Origin of the sequence: Chryseobacterium soli (assembly GCF_000737705.1) — a bacterium.
GTDB classification, from domain to species: Bacteria; Bacteroidota; Bacteroidia; order Flavobacteriales; family Weeksellaceae; genus Chryseobacterium; species Chryseobacterium soli.
This window is the reverse complement of record NZ_JPRH01000003.1, coordinates 441,337-459,189: the sequence shown is the minus strand read 5'-3', so window position 1 is coordinate 459,189 and position 17,853 is coordinate 441,337. Positions and strand designations below refer to the sequence as shown.

The 17,853-nt window shown below is 36.3% G+C and carries 15 protein-coding genes and 1 tRNA gene; 7 read left to right on the top strand and 9 right to left on the bottom strand.

Annotated features, from left to right (window positions below; genetic code table 11):
• Window positions 1–65: 65 nt before the first annotated feature.
• The 3 genes from IW15_RS09505 to IW15_RS09495 form a co-directional block, all read right to left on the bottom strand.
• The gene (locus IW15_RS09505; protein WP_034711084.1) at window positions 66–1,085 is read right to left on the bottom strand and encodes a helix-turn-helix transcriptional regulator; all 1,020 of its coding nucleotides are present in this window, start codon (window positions 1,083–1,085) and stop codon (window positions 66–68) included.
• 112 nt (window positions 1,086–1,197) lie between these two features.
• Window positions 1,198–1,533, bottom strand: coding sequence for a hypothetical protein (locus tag IW15_RS09500; protein WP_034710812.1), 336 nt, complete (start codon window positions 1,531–1,533; stop codon window positions 1,198–1,200).
• Between the two features lie 42 nt (window positions 1,534–1,575).
• The gene (locus IW15_RS09495; protein ID WP_034710811.1) at window positions 1,576–1,908 is read right to left on the bottom strand and encodes a HopJ type III effector protein; all 333 of its coding nucleotides are present in this window, start codon (window positions 1,906–1,908) and stop codon (window positions 1,576–1,578) included.
• A gap of 86 nt (window positions 1,909–1,994) precedes the next feature.
• On the opposite strand from IW15_RS09495, the gene IW15_RS09490 reads away from it, so the two are divergent.
• The 3 genes from IW15_RS09490 (at window position 1,995) to IW15_RS09485 (ending at window position 5,757) form a co-directional block, all read left to right on the top strand.
• A complete protein-coding gene (locus tag IW15_RS09490) occupies window positions 1,995–3,389 on the top strand; it encodes an RtcB family protein (protein ID WP_394331241.1) in 1,395 nt (464 codons plus the stop codon).
• Window positions 3,390–3,654: 265 nt separating this feature from the next.
• A tRNA-OTHER gene (locus IW15_RS22755) sits at window positions 3,655–3,762 on the top strand.
• A 243-nt stretch (window positions 3,763–4,005) separates the two neighbouring features.
• The gene (locus IW15_RS09485) at window positions 4,006–5,757 is read left to right on the top strand and encodes a hypothetical protein (RefSeq protein WP_034710807.1); all 1,752 of its coding nucleotides are present in this window, start codon (window positions 4,006–4,008) and stop codon (window positions 5,755–5,757) included.
• Between the two features lie 235 nt (window positions 5,758–5,992).
• Here IW15_RS09485 and cobC read toward each other — a convergent pair whose 3' ends face one another.
• From cobC to cobT, 3 genes are read right to left on the bottom strand one after another with little or no spacing between them, the layout of a single operon-like run.
• Window positions 5,993–6,547: an alpha-ribazole phosphatase family protein gene (gene cobC / locus IW15_RS09480; RefSeq protein ID WP_034710805.1), complete on the bottom strand. Its 555-nt coding sequence runs from the start codon at window positions 6,545–6,547 to the stop codon at window positions 5,993–5,995.
• Window positions 6,532–7,314, bottom strand: a complete 783-nt coding sequence (locus tag IW15_RS09475; RefSeq protein ID WP_034710804.1) for an adenosylcobinamide-GDP ribazoletransferase — start codon at window positions 7,312–7,314, stop codon at window positions 6,532–6,534. The genes cobC and IW15_RS09475 overlap by 16 nt, the downstream gene beginning before the upstream one ends.
• Entirely contained in the window at window positions 7,315–8,319 is a 1,005-nt protein-coding gene (gene cobT / locus IW15_RS09470; protein ID WP_034710803.1) for a nicotinate-nucleotide--dimethylbenzimidazole phosphoribosyltransferase, read from the bottom strand.
• A gap of 799 nt (window positions 8,320–9,118) precedes the next feature.
• Here cobT and IW15_RS09465 point away from each other — a divergent pair.
• The 4 genes from IW15_RS09465 (at window position 9,119) to IW15_RS09450 (ending at window position 13,307) form a co-directional block, all read left to right on the top strand.
• Window positions 9,119–9,865, top strand: coding sequence for a nucleotidyltransferase domain-containing protein (locus IW15_RS09465; RefSeq protein ID WP_034710802.1), 747 nt, complete (start codon window positions 9,119–9,121; stop codon window positions 9,863–9,865).
• Window positions 9,866–9,929: 64 nt separating this feature from the next.
• Window positions 9,930–11,024 carry a nucleotidyltransferase domain-containing protein gene (locus tag IW15_RS09460; protein WP_034710801.1) on the top strand — a complete coding sequence of 365 codons (1,095 nt, stop codon included), beginning with the start codon at window positions 9,930–9,932 and terminating at the stop codon, window positions 11,022–11,024.
• A 220-nt stretch (window positions 11,025–11,244) separates the two neighbouring features.
• Window positions 11,245–12,048, top strand: coding sequence for a helix-turn-helix domain-containing protein (locus tag IW15_RS09455; protein ID WP_034710800.1), 804 nt, complete (start codon window positions 11,245–11,247; stop codon window positions 12,046–12,048).
• A 59-nt stretch (window positions 12,049–12,107) separates the two neighbouring features.
• Window positions 12,108–13,307, top strand: a complete 1,200-nt coding sequence (locus tag IW15_RS09450; protein WP_131368534.1) for a hypothetical protein — start codon at window positions 12,108–12,110, stop codon at window positions 13,305–13,307.
• Between the two features lie 14 nt (window positions 13,308–13,321).
• On the opposite strand, the gene IW15_RS09445 is transcribed toward IW15_RS09450, so the two are convergent.
• The 3 genes from IW15_RS09445 to IW15_RS09435 form a co-directional block, all read right to left on the bottom strand.
• Window positions 13,322–14,587 carry a PQQ-binding-like beta-propeller repeat protein gene (locus IW15_RS09445; RefSeq protein ID WP_131368533.1) on the bottom strand — a complete coding sequence of 422 codons (1,266 nt, stop codon included), beginning with the start codon at window positions 14,585–14,587 and terminating at the stop codon, window positions 13,322–13,324.
• 7 nt (window positions 14,588–14,594) lie between these two features.
• Complete coding sequence (locus IW15_RS09440) at window positions 14,595–15,326, bottom strand: WG repeat-containing protein (protein ID WP_034710796.1); 732 nt, start codon at window positions 15,324–15,326, stop codon at window positions 14,595–14,597.
• A gap of 122 nt (window positions 15,327–15,448) precedes the next feature.
• Window positions 15,449–17,746 carry a polyribonucleotide nucleotidyltransferase gene (locus IW15_RS09435; RefSeq protein WP_034710795.1) on the bottom strand — a complete coding sequence of 766 codons (2,298 nt, stop codon included), beginning with the start codon at window positions 17,744–17,746 and terminating at the stop codon, window positions 15,449–15,451.
• Window positions 17,747–17,853 lie beyond the last annotated feature (107 nt).

Sequence of the window (17,853 nt, the reverse complement as noted above, 5' to 3'; positions counted from 1 at the left end):
ACAATTTCCAAGCCATAAAAATATAATAGCCCGACACAACCCTATGCAAAGGGCTTTCCAGCGTATTATGATTCTTCGGAAACGGATAAATTTTTGTAATTATTGCTTCCGGCATTAAATTTTTCTTCCATTTTCAATCTCAGCTTTCTCGGTTTATGAACGATGAGAGAATCTCCAAATCCCAGCAGCAATCTTTCCAGCTCGTAGTTGATCTGTACACAGATTTTAAACAGTGTTCCTTCTTCTGTTTCACTGATGATTTCCTGACTTTTATGCAGGGGTTTCGTTTTTACATACGGTGCATTCGAAGAGTCGACGAAGAAAATAACTTTTTTGGGCATCATAGTTGGCGAAACGGTAACACCTACGATATCTTTGAAATACTCATCGCCATCAAGATTCTGATCAATATACTGGATATTGTCTATAGTTTCAATACTTTCCATCCTGTCTAAAGCCAGATTATACATTGTCCCTTTATGAAGGCAGATGAGAAACCATCTGTTATTAAATTCTTTCAACAGCTGCGGATGAACGATATAATGATCCGGTTCTCTTGCTTTAAAGCTTTTATAAAGAATTTTCAATACTTTTTTATTTAGAACCCCTTCATACAGAACATCGATATGCTCCAACCCTTTCAGCTGCTCATTTTTGTCCAGATGAATAATGGATTTCTGGTTGGTCGCATGAATAGAATCCTCCAGTTTCTGAATGACTCCATTCATCTCTTTAAACATCGAAAAATCTTTGAACTGCTTCAGGATCTGAACTGCATTATTCATGGCTTTCAGGTCACTTTCATTCACTGAAATATTATGAATGCTGTACTCCGGATCACTGTAACGGTAATATTTTCTTTCGTACACCTCAATAGGAGCCTCGTAACCGAATTTTTCACTGCGCATATTCTGCAGATCCAGTTGTACAGTACGCTTACTGACAAATGATTCTTTCCCTTCAAATTCAAACAAAGCTTCAGAACATTCATCAATTAAATCTTCTAAAGTATACTGCTTATATTTATTTTTAAGGCATTTATCTAAAGTTTTGTAGCGGATAAGAGCGTTTTTGTTGGATGACATCTTGTTGATTTTTAAATTAATAAGATAAAGGCTGAAATACACTTAAAGTTAAGTTTACACTTCACCAGCCGGAAAAAATAGTTTATATCAGTATATTTTTTTATAAAAACAATTACTTCCACTCTTGTCCTGTAATAGTTTTAAAAAAATTGTCTGTTGAATAAATTTTGTCTTCATATACAAAGCTTTTCAAAAATGGATTTATTTCGACTGCATAATGTTGTAAACCATTTGGATAAATTCTAAACTTTATTTTCAAAACTTCTTCATTAACCTCTTTGATGTCATCAAGATTAAAACTTGAAATTACTGGAATAATTTCCTCACCTGTCAATGTATTTTCCAGTCCAAAACCATTAATCCATAATGCCATTCTGAATTCATTTAATTCTGTAATGAGTTTGAATTTCCCTTTACAAAACATTTTTTCTTGTCTGTATTCTATCATTATAGTTTTAGTTTTCTATTTGAAAATTAAGCAAATCTCAATCTATTTTCTTTTCAAAGCTTTTCCTTCAAAAGAAATCCCATCCCAACCGAACTCCATAAAGTTTCTTATATTCTGATGATCCGTCCCTTCAGGATTTTGTAAAACGTCTTCTCTATAAAACTCTCCAAAAAGATTCAATGTTTCCTCTTTTGATAAATCATTCAGCTTCGCAAAACTGAAAACTTTGCAAGAACCGTTATTTTGGTTGGCTTCATTTTCTGTGTTTCCGTTAGTAAATTTTGTCGGAGTAAAATCATAATGTTCATCAATAAATGCAATAACATCTTTAAACTGAATTTCCTCCGCTGATTTTTCTAATTGTTCAAATAACATTTTATTAAATTTTATCAAAAATAATTAAAATATTTTTATCTACGCAAAAACATTGCACACTTGTGTTATTATTTTGCATCAACAAAATGAGAGAACACATGGAATTTAATGGAAACCATATTATAGAATTAGGATATAGATCAGCGAAATGGTTTAAAGAAGCGATTGCGCATATCAACGAAAATCAATTAGACGAGATTCAAATCAAAGAATATCTGGAACAATTCAGACAACCGGATCTGATTCCGCTTCATGAACATCCAAAAGATTTCATCATCAATATCAGAGCGGAACACGAAAGTGAAAATGATAACGTGGAAAAAGTAATCAATACCATGAAAGTTTTGATGAAAACTCCGACTTTGATCGATGGTGCAATTATGCCGGATGCCTGTCCTACAGGTCCGGAAGGTCAGATTCCTGTTGGCGGAGTCGTGGTCGCCAAAAATGCGATTCATCCTGGATTCCATAGTGCGGATATCTGTTGTTCGGTGATGCTTACGGATTTTGGAAAAGCTGATCCTAAAGAAGTGTTAGATGCAGCCCATTCTATCACGCATTTCGGATATGGAGGAAGACCAAGAGGAGAGCAAATGGAAATGTCTCAGGAATTGATGGATGCTTTCAGAGAAAATGATTTCCTGAATGATGAAAAATTAATCAGTATTTCACGTTCACATATGGGAACTCAAGGCGATGGAAACCATTTCCTGTTTGTCGGAATTTCTAAAAACACAGGAAATACAATGCTCGTAACGCATCACGGATCGAGAGCTCCGGGAGCCGCTTTGTATGATAAAGGAATGAAGGTCGCCAATAGATTCAGAGTGGAAATTTCTCCTGAAACATTGAGAGAAAATGCCTGGATTCCTTATGAAACTGAGGAGGGAAAATCTTATTGGGAAGCCCTGCAATTAATAAGAACATGGACCAAGGAAAACCATACTTCTATTCACGACGCTGTTTTAATCAAAATGGAAATCGAAAAAGAAAACAGATATTGGAACGAACATAATTTCGTATTCAAAGACGGTGACTTGTTTTACCACGCAAAAGGAGCTACTCCGCTGGATGATAAATTTATGCCGGATATTACAGGACCAAGATTGATCCCTTTGAATATGGCTGAGCCAGTTTTGATCGTTCAGGGAAAAACCAATGAAAGAAATTTAGGGTTTGCACCGCATGGAGCAGGAAGAAATTTCAGCAGAACTCAGCATAAAAAATCATTGGCTCATAAAACCATTGAAGAAGTTTTTGAAGAAGAAACCAAAGGATTGGATATCCGTTTCTTCTCGAATGAAATTGATATTTCTGAACTTCCGACTGCTTATAAAAGTGCCAAAAATGTAAGAGCTCAGATTGAAGAATATGGACTTTGTGAAGTTCTGGATGAAGTGATGCCTTACGGATGTATTATGGCAGGAGATGTTCAGAAGAATGCGCCCTGGAAAAGAAAGAAGAAATATAGAAAAGCATAACTATTGGTAATCGCAAAAGGCGCAAATTCTTCTGACAATTATACTTTTTAAGGTGCAAGGATTTTATATTCAATAAAATTTTGTAAATCGAATTTGCTGAAAATCTTTGATTTTCTTGCGCCTTAAAAACATAACTAATTTAAAATCTTTGCGCCTTTGCGTTTAACCAATTAGTAATAACCATGAAATTTCATAACAACTAATAACCAAACCTTATAGGTATAAAAGCCTGTAAGATTTATGAAAACTTTTAATCATAAAGGTAGGAGCAGTAGCTCAGATGGTAGAGCAACAAGAGTACTTTTCGCTGCTGGCACATAAAGTTCCTATGAATTCCAGTTGTGGGTCGCAGGTTCGAGTCCTGCCTGCTCCTCAAAAGAATGAAAATAATTATATTTACGATTAATTATTTTCATTGGTTCAAAAAATTAAGGCAAAGAAAGTTCCTATTTGATTTCCCATATTTTACTTTCCGCCTTTTTACAAATTACGAGGCAAAGGGAGTTCCTATATTTGGATAATTACTCCCCGCCTTTTATAAAACTATAGGTAAAAGGAGTTCCTATATACTCATTTAAAAGAATTACTCCTCACTTATTTTTTAAAATTAAAAACAATGAAAACACTACAATTATTTAATGCTGTATTAGCCAGAAAATCTGATGAAAAGCCATTTATTTCAAATGATGGTTTTATCATTGAGTCTGATGCACTTTGGGCAAAAAAAGAAATTATTTCTTATTATGCAAAGGAGAAACTGAATGGAAATGACCTCAACAAAACCTTTCATAAATCGTGGCAGAAAATCAAAGAAAGTTCAAGAATTGAACTGTTAATGGAACAAATCAACCACTATATTTCAACGTATGGAAGTGATTTTCAGAATGAGATTTATATTCCTAACGAAGTCTTAAATGTTCCGGATTCGAAGTTAATTTTTAAAGTAATTAAAGCGTATACCCAAGAGGAAATGCAGGAAAAATGCCTTTCTCTTTTGAAATCAGGTATTGCTTTGAAGGAAGAAACTATTAATGATCTGCTTTATATTTTACATACTGAACTGGAATATGATTTTACTGGAAAAGAAAACATCAGAAATAAGGAAGCCATTATAAAAATTGCAGATTTATATGATATTTACCCTGAAAATCCGGTTGAATTTTTCCGGTATGTGATTTATAAAACGACTACCACGACGCTTTTAATTAAGAATGATGAATTGATTGGTTTAATTAAAGAAAGCAGATTCGATCCAACGTATTTGTTTGAAAAGTTCGGATTGGAAAAAATGGCAGAGATTTTTAACCGATTTAAGCCTTTATTTTTAGCGTATAAAAAAACAGCCCCAAAAACGATTAATAAAATTTCAAAGCTGTCTAAGGTGTATCATCAACCGTTAATTTCAAATCCATTAAATAATGCTACGAATACATTACTGGAAAACAGTGATTTACACTGGCTGGAAAATGCGACTCCATTTGCGTTGTTTAAAGCTTTATCAGCTTGTTATTCAAGAATATATGGTCAGGATACTTTTGTGTACAGGATCAGAAACGGAAAATCCTGGACTAAGAAAGGGGCTTCTACTTCTGTGAATGAATTAAATTATGATTTTATCTTAACCTTTTTACAGTCAAAATATAACCTTTCCGGAAAAAAATTCTATTTCCCTAACGATATAGAATTCGGTTTACCCACCTCTGAGAAAATGTTTGTGGGAAATATTCCGACCGGAACGAGATTCTATGGAGAAAGGCTGGCTATCGGAATTTATTGGGAAAATGCATGGGGAGATTATGACCTAGACCTTTCCGGATTGAATATCGCAGGAAAAATTGGGTGGAATGCAGCGTATAATCAGGATAACGGACAATTGATGTATTCGGGAGATATGACTTCAGCCCCTAAAGGTGCGGTAGAATATCTTTACGCTAACAAATATTTAAGTACCCCAACGCTTGTGATGAACAGTGTATTCTCCGGAGATGCCCATTGTGGGTATAAAATCGTCATTGGAAAAGGAGATGATATTTCCTATGATTATATGATGAACCCTAATAATCTCTTTGCTGAAGCTAAGTGTAACTCTGTTCAGAAGCAGACGATTTTAGGAATGCTCCTTCCAAAAGACGGAAAACAATGTTTTGTTATCTTGAATTTTGGAGCGGGAAATTCACATGTTTCTGGAACTTCTGAGGTTTCAACGATGGCAACCAATGCGCTGTACCAGCAATGGTACGAACCGATTTCTTTTAATCATCTTGTGAAAGAATTGGGAGCAGAGATCACTTCAGAAAAAGAAAATGTAGATTTTGATTTCTCATTGGAAACCTTGGAAAAAGATAGTTTTACCAAGATTTTCAAATAATATTTCAGCTGTCATTTTGAGTGAAAATCTCGGAATGGCGGCTTTTGTTTTTAACGCAAAGATTTATTTGTTACTGAATATGATAAGGAGCAAAGAGTGAAATCAATTTCATTGATTTTTATTAAGCTGGCTTCATAGGATCGCTTTTTTATTTTCTCTCGCAGATAAAGCGGATTTTGCAGATCATAGTGCCATTCAATCTGCTTAATTTGCTCAATCTGCGAGAAATTTTAAACTAAATATTTACACTTTTAACCGAGATCAAACCATTCCTCACTTCAACAACCGTTTTCTTCCCGTAATCAATCTGAATGGTAAACATATTTTCCAAAGGAAACTGTAAAATAGATTGTAGGATTAATCGAATCACTCCAGCATGAGTAACTATTAAAACTTTGTTGGTATGTTCTTTAGAAATCAATTCATTCCAAAATTCAGAAACGCGGCTTTGCATTTCTAACAAGTTTTCTCCGTTGGTTGCTTTTACCCTGATAAAATCCTTATGCCAGGGGTTGATTTCTTCTTCGGGAATATCAGTCCATTTTTTCAGTTCCCAGTCACCGAAATTCATTTCTTTAATCCGTTCATCGGTTGTAAAATCCTGTTGAAAATGCTCTGCCAATACCTGACATCGCTGTGACGGACTGGAAATGACAAGATCAAAATCTTTATCTATTGAAATTAACTTAAAATCTTCTAGATAATCTTTTCTTAAAGGCATTTCTGCAAATCCATAACATAAATGATCGGGATTTTCTACAGCAGTATGGCGGATCAGATGAATTTCCATACGATAATTGTTCCTAAATAAAACAATACTTCACACACTTGCTGCACGGTTCCCAGACAGTCTCCGGTGTATCCGCCAATGTGTTTTTTAAAATACCAGCCTAAATAGATTTTGCCTATATAAGCGAATCCCAACGCCGGAATCAGCCTCCAGTCTTGTATGATAATCAGTGGAATGATGACGCTTAAAAATCCTACCATCAAAGATGTTCTGTCCAATGGTTTATTGGCTAGCGGTTTTGATTTGCTCGCGTCAATATCCGTTACATACTGATGGGTATAGATCATAGTTCCTGAAATAAAGCGACTGGATGAATGAGCCAGAACAATTACTGATAAGGTTTCCAGTAAGTTTATATGCCCCAGCACCTGAATGCTGAAAAATTTCAACGCCAGCAGCAATACAATTCCTATCGCTCCGTAAGCACCTACCCGGCTGTCTTTCATAATAGTAAGGATCTTTTCTTTTCCGTATCCGCCGCCAAAACTGTCACAGACATCGGTGAAACCGTCTTCATGAAATGCTCCGGTGAGTAAAACACTGGAAGCCATCATCAACACTATGGCTATTTCCAATCCGAAAAGCTGAAAAGAAAGGTAGAGAATTACTGCATTGATCACTCCCACCACCAGTCCGACCCATGAAAAATACTTCTGCGAGCGGTTCATAATGTCACTGGAATATGGAATCTTAAATGGAACCGGAATCCGTGTAAAAAACATTAAAGCGGTTGCAAAATAAACCAGCTCATTTTTTAGCGCTTTCATTTAGTCTTTATTTGAGATATTGGCATCTTCGAAACTCGACATTTCATTCAGAAAGTTAACTGCACTCTGAATCATCGGATACGCCAATGCGCAGCCTGTTCCCTCTCCTACCCGAAGACCAAGATTCAGCAATGCTTTCTGTCCCATTGCCTCCAACATTTTTAAATGCGCAGTTTCATCGCTTACATGACAGAAAATACAACTGTTGAGAATCTCAGGATTTTTTTTCCATACAACCGCAATTGCAGTCGTGGCAATAAATCCATCCACTAAAATCAACATTTTTTGACGATAAGCTTCCTCCATTGCGCCAATCATCTGAGCAATTTCCAATCCTCCAAACGTTTGTGCAATTTCATCCGGAGTATCAATTTGTCCATGTTTTTCGGCCGTCTGAGTTAATATGTCGATCTTCTGCTGTAATTGTATATCATTAAGTCCCGTTCCCCTTCCTACACAATCTGCTACAGGTATTGCAAACAGTCTGCTCATCATCAGCGATGAAGCGGAAGTGTTTCCGATGCCCATTTCTCCGAAACCTATTACATTGCATCCGGTTGCCGCAATGTCTTCCACCACAGCCTTTCCATTTTTTAACGCCTGCTGATATTCTTCTGTTGTCATAGCGGCTTCTTCGAGTATATTTCGGCTTGATTTTCTTACCTTTTTATCAATAAGTTCCAGATCTGGTGGAAAATCAAAATTGACCCCGGCATCCACAATCTTGATTTTCATCCCATTCTGTCTGCAAAATACATTAATCGCTGCACCGCCACCTAAGAAATTCATCACCATCTGATAGGTCACTTCCTGCGGATAGGCACTCACTCCAGCCTTTGCAATTCCGTGGTCGGCAGCAAATACCACCATATGAGGATTGATTAATTGTGGTGAAGCGGTCTGCTGAAGCATTCCGATTTTGTGAGCAAGTTGTTCCAGAGAACCCAATGCGCCTAAAGGTTTTGTTTTGAAATCAATTTTGTGTTGTAAGTCGTGTGATAACATGGACGTAGTATATATTTAAGAATAAAGCCTTTCATTATTATGTTAAATGAGGGCGGTGCAATATTAATGATTTTAAAATAATTTACTTTTGTCTTGATGCAAAAGAAATAAGAATCGAGACCGGAAAATTGGGCTAAAAATAAAATTTAAAGTAATTTCTTTTGTCTTAACACAAAAGAACAAAAAGTCAAGACTTGGAAACTTCCGCTAAAAATAGTCCATATTCTCTAAAAATTCTAAAACTTGCGCGAAATATATAGTCGTTCTTCGATTCGAAATTCGTCTCGCGCTTCAGACAGTAGAATTTTCTTAACGTTCACATAGACTATTTTATTAACGCTCCATTTTCCTATGTCGATCAGCTCCGGTGAATCAAGTAAGTTCCAAAATATCCAATAATTTGCAATCATCAAACACTAAGAATTGGGCTTAAATATAATTGTCCTCTAAAAATATAATTTAAATAATTTCTTTTGTTTTGATACAAAAGAAAGAAAAAATCAAGACCTGGAAACTTCCACTAAAAATTAAAATTTAATCCTAAAATCCCCAAAACTTGCGCGAATTCAAGATTTGTTTTTCAACTCTAAATTACCTCGCGCTTCGAACAGTGGGAATTTTTTAACGGATTAAACTTTAATTTTCTTAACGCTCCATTTTCCTATGTCGAAATTCAGTACCATTAATTATGTAAAATCTAAATATTAATATTCTACAACTCTTAAACTCTCCCACTCAAATACATTACGCAAAAAGATTGCGCGGATTACCTTTTATTTTGCATGATAAATTAAAAGTAATGACACCTAAAATAATAGAAAAATTAAAAGAAATAGAGGCAAAAAGGAATATAGAAATACTTCTTGCCGTAGAATCCGGAAGCAGGGCCTGGGGTTTTGCCTCACCCGACAGCGATTACGACATCCGTTTTATCTACCGGCATGAAAAAGACTGGTATCTTTCTCCCTGGGATAAGGATGAAACGATAGAATTTATGACCGAAGATGATCTTGATGGTTCCGGCTGGGACTTACGGAAGACGTTTCACTTGCTGCTGAAGTCCAATGCTGCCTTATTGAGTTGGTTCTATTCGCCGATTGTGTATATAAAAAATGAGAAGTTTGTTGAATTGTTCAACCCGATAGCCGATGCCTGCTTCTCTCCGATAGCAGTTTCTTACCACTATTTGAGCATGAGCAAAAAGTATCTGGAAGCCTGCAGAGCCGATGAAGTAAAACTGAAAAGTTATTTTTACTGTCTTCGAACGGCATTGACAGGAAAATGGATCATAGAAAAAGGAACAGTTTCACCTGTTTTGTTCAGTGAATTGCTAATTTTAGTTGATGATGTTACCAGAACCAAAATAGAAAATCTTGTCACTTTAAAAGCCACAAAAGGAGAATCCTATTACCATCCGAATGATTGGGAACTGTTTGATTTTCTTGAAAAAACAGTCGCCGAAAATGAGGAAAAATCGAAGAGTTTATCAGGAGGAAAGGCAGATAAATGTGAGATGGAGAGGGTTTTTAGGGAGGTATTAAAATAAACATCTTTATAAATTGTAAAATTATATATAAAATTAGCTACATCAAAAATATAAACTTGTAATCATGACAATTGAAGATCTAAAAGCCAGCAACCTCATCCTCTTCGAAGCCATCTCCGGAAGCCGTTCTTTTGGGCTGGCAACGGAAAATTCGGATACTGATATAAAAGGAGTGTATTATTTACCGAAAGAAGATTTTTTCGGACTCAACTATATTCCGCAGATTTCTAATGAGACGAATGATATTACGTACTATGAAATCGGGAGATTTGTAGAATTATTGCAGAAAAATAATCCGAATATTCTGGAAATGCTAGCCAGTCCGGAAGACTGTATCCTTCAGAAACATCCCTTAATGGATCTTTTGAAAGCTGAAGATTTTCTCTCTAAATTATGTAAAGATACGTTTGCAGGCTACGCTGTTTCACAGATTAAAAAAGCGAAAGGACTCAACAAAAAGATTCTTAATCCTGTAGAAAAGGAAAGAAAATCGATTCTTGATTTCTGTTATATTCTTCATCATCAAGGTTCAATTCCGCTAAAAAAATGGCTAAAAGAATTCCCCTCCTCCGGAGGGGTGTCCGCAGGACGGGGTGGTCTGTCTCAGGAGCATTGCGGATTGGCAAGCATTGATAATACAAAAGGAATATATGCCCTTTTCTACGATGAATCCGGAATTTTACGTTATAAAGGAATTATGCAGGATGCAGAAGCCAACCAGGTTTCCGTTTCCTCTATTCCCAAAGGTGAAGATTGCTTGGCGTATCTGTTTTGTAATTTAGATGCCTACTCTACGTACTGCAAAGACTATCGGGAGTACTGGAAATGGGTTTCCGAACGCAACGAAGACCGCTATAATGTCAACCGGAAACACGGGCAAAACTATGACAGCAAAAACATGATGCACACCATCAGACTGTTGCAGTCCTGTGAACATATCTTCAAAACGGGATCCATGCAGATCCGGGTAGACAACCGTGAAGAATTACTGGATATCAAAGCCGGAAATAACCCGTATGAATCAGTAATGCAGAAAGCAGAAGATCTACTGGAATCTATTGAACAGTATTATTCAGTTTCTCCACTTCCCGAAAATCCTGATCTGGAAAAAACAACAAAGATTTTAGTAGAAATCAGAGAACAATTGTATGGATCGTAGTTTTCTGCTTGCTTCATAATTATACACCTCATGAGCCTAAGAACCATGAGGTTTTTTCATCTTACATGCTGATCTAGATAAGTGAGTTCTGTCTTTAAATTTAACCATGATTTCCTTATAAAAAAGCAGTACATTAGCGGACTGCCGGATCTGAAAGACTTCACCTAATAATTGTTTACTTTCCCGCTCTGACAGCATAAATATCAGTAAAAATCATTCAATGGAATTGCAGTTTTATACTCCCCAAAACGATACCTTAAAAAAGTATATGGAAGGTTATTATTTTTTCACGGAAAATGAAACTGAAGAACCACTGCATTACTGGACTTTCCCGAATAATTACTGCATTGTCAGCATCAACCAAAATTCCAGGACGCTGCAAACCACCCAAAAAATATCCATTTTCCCATCTTCTGAAAAAAATATCAGCGCCAACCTGGTGTTTCGCTATATTGCTCCCATCGAGATTTATTATGAAAAAATGGTTAATGAGATTACTATTTATTTTAAACCTTTGGGACTGCTCCATTTTGCAGATGATAAGCAACCGCTTTTTTTGGAAAACGGCATGGAATACAATCCTTTTCCCGATTTTAAAAGAGAAATGCAGAAGATATTCGACCTTCCCACCAGACAGCAGCAGATTGAGAATCTGGAAAAATACTGGCTTTGTAAACTGCTGGTAAAAGACCTTCATCTGATGAATCAGATCATCCTGGATGTAGAACATGATCTGAAAATTGAAGATATTGCAGAAAAGCATCAGGTTTCAAGACAGCACATCAATAAAATGTTCCTGAAAAACATTGGGAAATCTCCTTCTGAATACCGGAAAATATTTCGTTTCAGGAATTCTGTTTCCCGCAAAAAAGAGAGTAAAAGTTTAACGGAACTGTCTTATGATACCCTATTCTATGATCAGTCCCATTTTAATAAAGATTTCAAAGAGTTAACAACCGTCAGCCCAAAGGCCTTTTTCAAAAATGTTGATATTGAAAAGGGAAATCTATGGCTTTTTATATAGCCGATTACATTTTTACAATTTTCGCACCGGGCAGCCGCCTACATTTGCAAAAAAAGTAAATGAAAATAATACATTTCTTAACTGTATTTTTATGTAGCGGAATTATGCTGGCGCAGGATTCTTTAGTCACGAAAATTGCATCGCAGCATTTTCAAGTGATCAATTTCGAAAACAGACAGTTCTCCGGTGACGCCATTGTGAATCTCACGAAAACTATCGCCCAGCACAGATATGTCTTGATTGGTGAGGATCATCTTAATAATGAAGTTTTAGATTTCACCACTTATCTTACTCAGAACGTTAGCTTTGATAATTATATTACAGAAGACGATCAGCTGAGTATTGATATTCTTAAAAAAGGCTATCAGAAAAATAAAGACTATCAGTCTATTGTGGCTAATTCCAATGATAAATTCTCACTTTTTTCTTTTAACAGAGACCGTGATCTTCTCTATTATTTTTTTAAAAACAATACAACCGTGATTGGTCTTGATAACGTTTATTTCAATGCTGATATCCCTGTTTTTCAGGAACTGATTAATAAGACCACCAATAAGGAAGCTCAAGTAAAATATGCAGCTATGATGCAGGAATCGAATGCCAGATGGGATAAGTTCAAAACTGATACGGATCAAAAACCTCTTGCAGACGGATCAAACCAACCCTATTTATTCTTTGAAGACTTTGGTAAAAGGCTGAAAGAGATTCAAAAGTTGAAATTATCTCAATACGAATACTCCGTTTTAAATGAATTGGCAAAAAGCAATACCATATACAGTATGGGCAATGAGGGAAAAGGCCTTGAATCTCATTTTTTACGGATCTCTTCCATGAAAGAAAAATTACTGGAACATCTTAATACACTAAAGGGAAAAAGAAATTTAGTGAAGTTTGGAGCCAATCATGTGGGAAAAGATAAAAGCTTATTTCAGAACAGTTTCGATATTGGAAATTTAATTTATAATCTGGCAGATGCCGAGCAGGAAAAATCTTTACATATTGCTGTTATTCAAAAATCAGGAAGAGCCGGCTCTTTCTCTTCAGAAAGTATTGATGCCGGCGATGTTGATTTTCTAAAACCTTTTTACCAGCTTGTGGGTAAAGACAATGAATGGCTGTTATTTGACCTCACCAAAATCAATGAAGATATCAAAAAACAAAAGGCCGTGATTAAATTGATAGGGCTTAAAAATTTATTAAGCGGTTACGATTATTTAATTATCATTCCTAAAGTCACTGCGCAGAAAAAGGTTGTATAGTATATGCCTGACTTTTACTTGCTGAAATATTTAATTTGATTTAAAGGAATAGAACTTGGGTAGAAGGTATGGTTAATTAACAGTTCAGCTTTTTTGGAAGTTCTGTCAATGGATACAATTCCTTTTCCTGTCATATAGAGCAATTGTTTTTTTGCATTCAATTCAATATTAGAAACCGGATATAAAGAGGTATCAATAGGGATTTCCAGGGTTGTTTTCCCTTTGAGATCCACTACAAAAATCTTGCTTTTAGTGTATCCTACCACTTCGTTTTGATTCACTACCTGCCAGTTTTTGATGATATCCTGAGGCTCAAACAACCATTTTTCTTTCCCTGATTGGGCATCAAGGGCAATTAAAGCCATTTTACTTTCATCTTCCGATTTTTTGCAAACAATAAACAAATCGTTCGTTAAAGAAGTTTGGTCATCTCCTAAGCCTGGATATTTTTCAGACTGATAGGTCCATTCAAAAATATCTTTCCTATCTATAAAATTGTTCTTGGGATTGGTAATATCTCCGCCTTTTGCCAATCCTTTTTTATCCACAGCTAATGCATGGAAAACTCCATAATCATCCCCTACAAACAAATATTTTTTTGAGGTCTGCATCTGGGTATAAAGAGGGTTTTCAAAGGCCGCACCTTCATACATCCCGTTACTGGCAAAAGTTCCTTCTTTATAATGTAAATCGAGGTAAACGGCAGAATTAAGATAGATATTATCCGAGTTTTCAACCGGCTGATAATAGTTATAGTTAGTGGAATTTTCGGAAGTAGAACTGCTGCTTCCATTCTTGGCATTAATTACATAAAATTGGGACGTAAATACCCCCGGCCGGCCTGCAGAAGCAATATACACATTGTTGTTATACAGTAAAGGTTTAGACATGAAAATAGGCCCAAAATCACTTCCGGAATTCTCCGTAACTATTGAACCATCTTCTGCAACGGTTGCTGCAACAGCCTGATCGGGAGCATCTTTATAATTATGGTTCCAATTAATTTTTCCTGAAACAATTTGAGCTGAAATGAATCTCCCGCTTTCAAAAGGCAGATAAATTGATTTTTCATCATAGCTAAACCTGTTGCGGTTCATCAGGGTATCTTCTTTTGAAACATACTCCCATGTTAACTGTTTGGTTTCCAGATTAAAATTAAATAATTTCCCTTTTGATGAGACAATCAGGGTTTCATTAGGAACTTTCACTTCTCCTTCTGTTTTTTCAGAATTACAGCTCATCAAACCTGCTACAATACTTATGGTTATTATTTTTTTCATCATTATCTTATTTTTTAACTACGTTACCATTAGCATACACCACATAATCCTGACCATCCTTTTTTTGCACCACTGTTTTTCCATTTACAAACTCTCCCGTATTGGTAAATTCCGGCTGAACAACCACTTCTTCTTTAAAGTTTTTCACTCCCCATTGCGCCGGAGCTTTCATAAAAAAGAATAGTCCTTCACCCGCATAGGATACGGATTCGTAAGTAGGTGGAACCAGGATTTTCCCTATTTTATCAGCAAAACCATATTTATTATCTTTTGAAATTCTGAATATACCATCCTTCTCAGCCTGAATATCGCTGTAAACAGGCGGCAAAATCTCTTTTCCTTTATCATCTACGATGCCCCAGTTATGATCTAAACCTACCTGACAAAAACCATTGGTAAAGCCTATTGAAATCCCGTCATACTTGGTAGCAACTACTATTTTGCCCTGTTTATCAATCAATCCCATATTGGGTTCATCTTCATTGTCCACCAAACGGCGAACGCTTTCAAAATCAGAACCATTAAAATACACACTGTCATAAAAGGGATCTTCACTGATCCAGGCATCTTCTTTTTTATCGTAATGACCTTTTACCTGTTTCCCGTAATCATTTACCTCTTTCTGTGCAGGTTTGGCAGCTTGTGTAGCCGCGGGCTTGGTTGTATTTCCTTCTTCTTTATTTTTGGATTGACATGACAATACTACAATGGTCATGCAGCTTAATAGGAATATTTTCATTTTTATCTGTTTAGATAAAGATAAACAAAATAGGCTAAGGTTACCTTTGGCCGTCCTTATTTAACATTTATGACAAAAAAAATCCCTCAAATTGAGGGATTCTATATGAATAAGAAATAATCTTAAGCTTCAGTTGAAGGGTTTTCATTTTCATTTGGTGCCTGATCAGCTGGCCTTCTCTCTCCTTCCGGTCTTCTGTCTCCTTGTGGCCTTCTGTCTCCTTCTGGTCTTCTGTCACCTTGTGGTCTTCTATCACCTTGTGGTCTGTCTTGACCTTCCGGTCTTGGCTTGGACTCAGTTCTTTCAGGTCTTGGCAACAAAACTTTTCTTGAAAGTTTCATTTTCTTACGATCATCGTAACCCATGAACTTCACCTCTACTTCGTCACCTTCGTTATAAGGTACTTTATCAAGACGAGCCCATTCGATTTCAGAAATGTGAAGTAATCCTTCCGTTCCTTTTGCAATAGCTACAAAAGCTCCGAAATCCATTACTTTTACCACTTTTCCTTGATACACTTCACCTACTACAGGTACAAATGTAATCTCGTTGATTCTTGCAATCGCTGCATTGATTTTCTCTCTGCTTACACCAGAAATTTCGATTCTTCCGATTTCTCCTACTTCTTCAATAGCAATAACAGTATCGGTATCTTTTTGAAGCTGCTGAATGATTTTTCCACCAGGTCCGATAACAGCACCGATGAAATCTTTAGAGATTTCAAGCATTACCATTTTCGGAGCGTGAGGTTTCACGTCTTCTCTTGGTGCAGAAATCGTTTCATTTAATTTATCTAAGATATGAAGTCTTCCATTTCTTGCTTGTAGAAGAGCTTTCTCCATGATGTCCATAGATAATCCCTGGATTTTGATATCCATCTGACAAGCAGTAATACCGTCTGCAGTTCCTGTTACTTTAAAGTCCATATCTCCCAAGTGATCTTCATCTCCTAAGATATCAGAAAGAACGGTGAATTTTCCGGTTTTAACATCTGTTACCAATCCCATTGCAATTCCGGAAACCGGTTTTGTAATCTGAATACCTGCATCCATCAATGCTAAAGTTCCTGCACAAACAGTTGCCATAGAAGATGAACCGTTTGATTCTAAAATATCAGAAACAATACGGATCGTGTAAGGGTTTTCTTCAGGAATCATATTTGCCAAAGCTCTTTGAGCTAAGTTTCCATGTCCTACTTCTCTTCTTGAAGTTCCTCTTAAAGGTCTTGCTTCACCTGTTGAGAATGGCGGGAAGTTATAATGTAAGAAAAATCTTTCGTCATAATTTACCATAACGCTGTCTACCATGTTCGCATCTTTCACTGAACCTAACGTTACCGCTGTTAAAGACTGAGTTTCACCTCTTGTGAAGATTGCTGAACCGTGAGCTCCCGGTAAATAATCAATTTCGCTCCAGATTGGACGGATGGTTTCAGGATCACGACCATCAAGACGGATTTTATCATTTAAAATCATCTGACGCATCGCTTCTTTCTCTACATCATGATAATATACTTTTACAAATGGAGTTACTCTTTCCAATTCTTCAGCATCTTCAGCATATTGTGCTAAAAATTCTTCACGAACTGCTTTGAATTTTTCTCCTCTCTCATCTTTACCAGATGGAGTTTTTGCTACTTCATATACTTTATCATATGTTTCTTTCCACACTTTCTCACGAATAGCTTCGTCGTGATTTTCGTGGCTGTATTCTCTTTTTGGAAGTGACTTACCTACTTTTTCAGCTAATCTTTCCTGAGCTTCAACTTGTTTTTTGATTTCTACATGAGCGAACTGGATCGCTTCAAGCATTTCCTGCTCAGAAATTTCTTTCATCTCACCTTCTACCATTACGATAGAATCTTTAGTTGCTCCCACCATGATGTCAAGGTCAGCAATCTTAAGATCTTCAAATTTAGGGTTGATAGAAAGTTCACCGTTGATTCTTACTACTCTTACTTCAGACATTGGTCCGTTGAAAGGAATATCTGTAATAGCAATGGCTGCAGATGCTGCAAGACCTGCTAAATCATCAGGAATTGACTGCCCGTCATAAGAAATCAATGAAATCATTACCTGAACTTCAGCGTGGAAATCTTCAGGGAATAATGGTCTAAGAACTCTGTCTACCAAACGCATGGTCAGGATCTCCTGATCTGATGGTCTGGCTTCTCTTCTGAAAAAGTTTCCAGGAATCTTACCTCCTGCGTAGAATTTCTCTCTGTAATCTACTGTTAAGGGTAGGAAATCTACTCCTTCTTTTGCTTCTTTGCTGGCTACAACGGTTGCTAAAAGCATCGTTCCACCCATTTTTACGACTACAGAACCATCAGCTTGTTTTGCTAATTTTCCTGTTTCAATTGTAATTTCTCTGCCGTCTGCTAGAGTAATCGTTTCTGTAATTGCTTGAGGTATACTCATAAATTGTTTTGTGTTGCACTCCGTATTGAGTGCTTTAATTATTGATAGTTCGTCTAAATTTTCGTCTGCAAATATAGCGTATAATAATGATATATTAAATTTTCAAA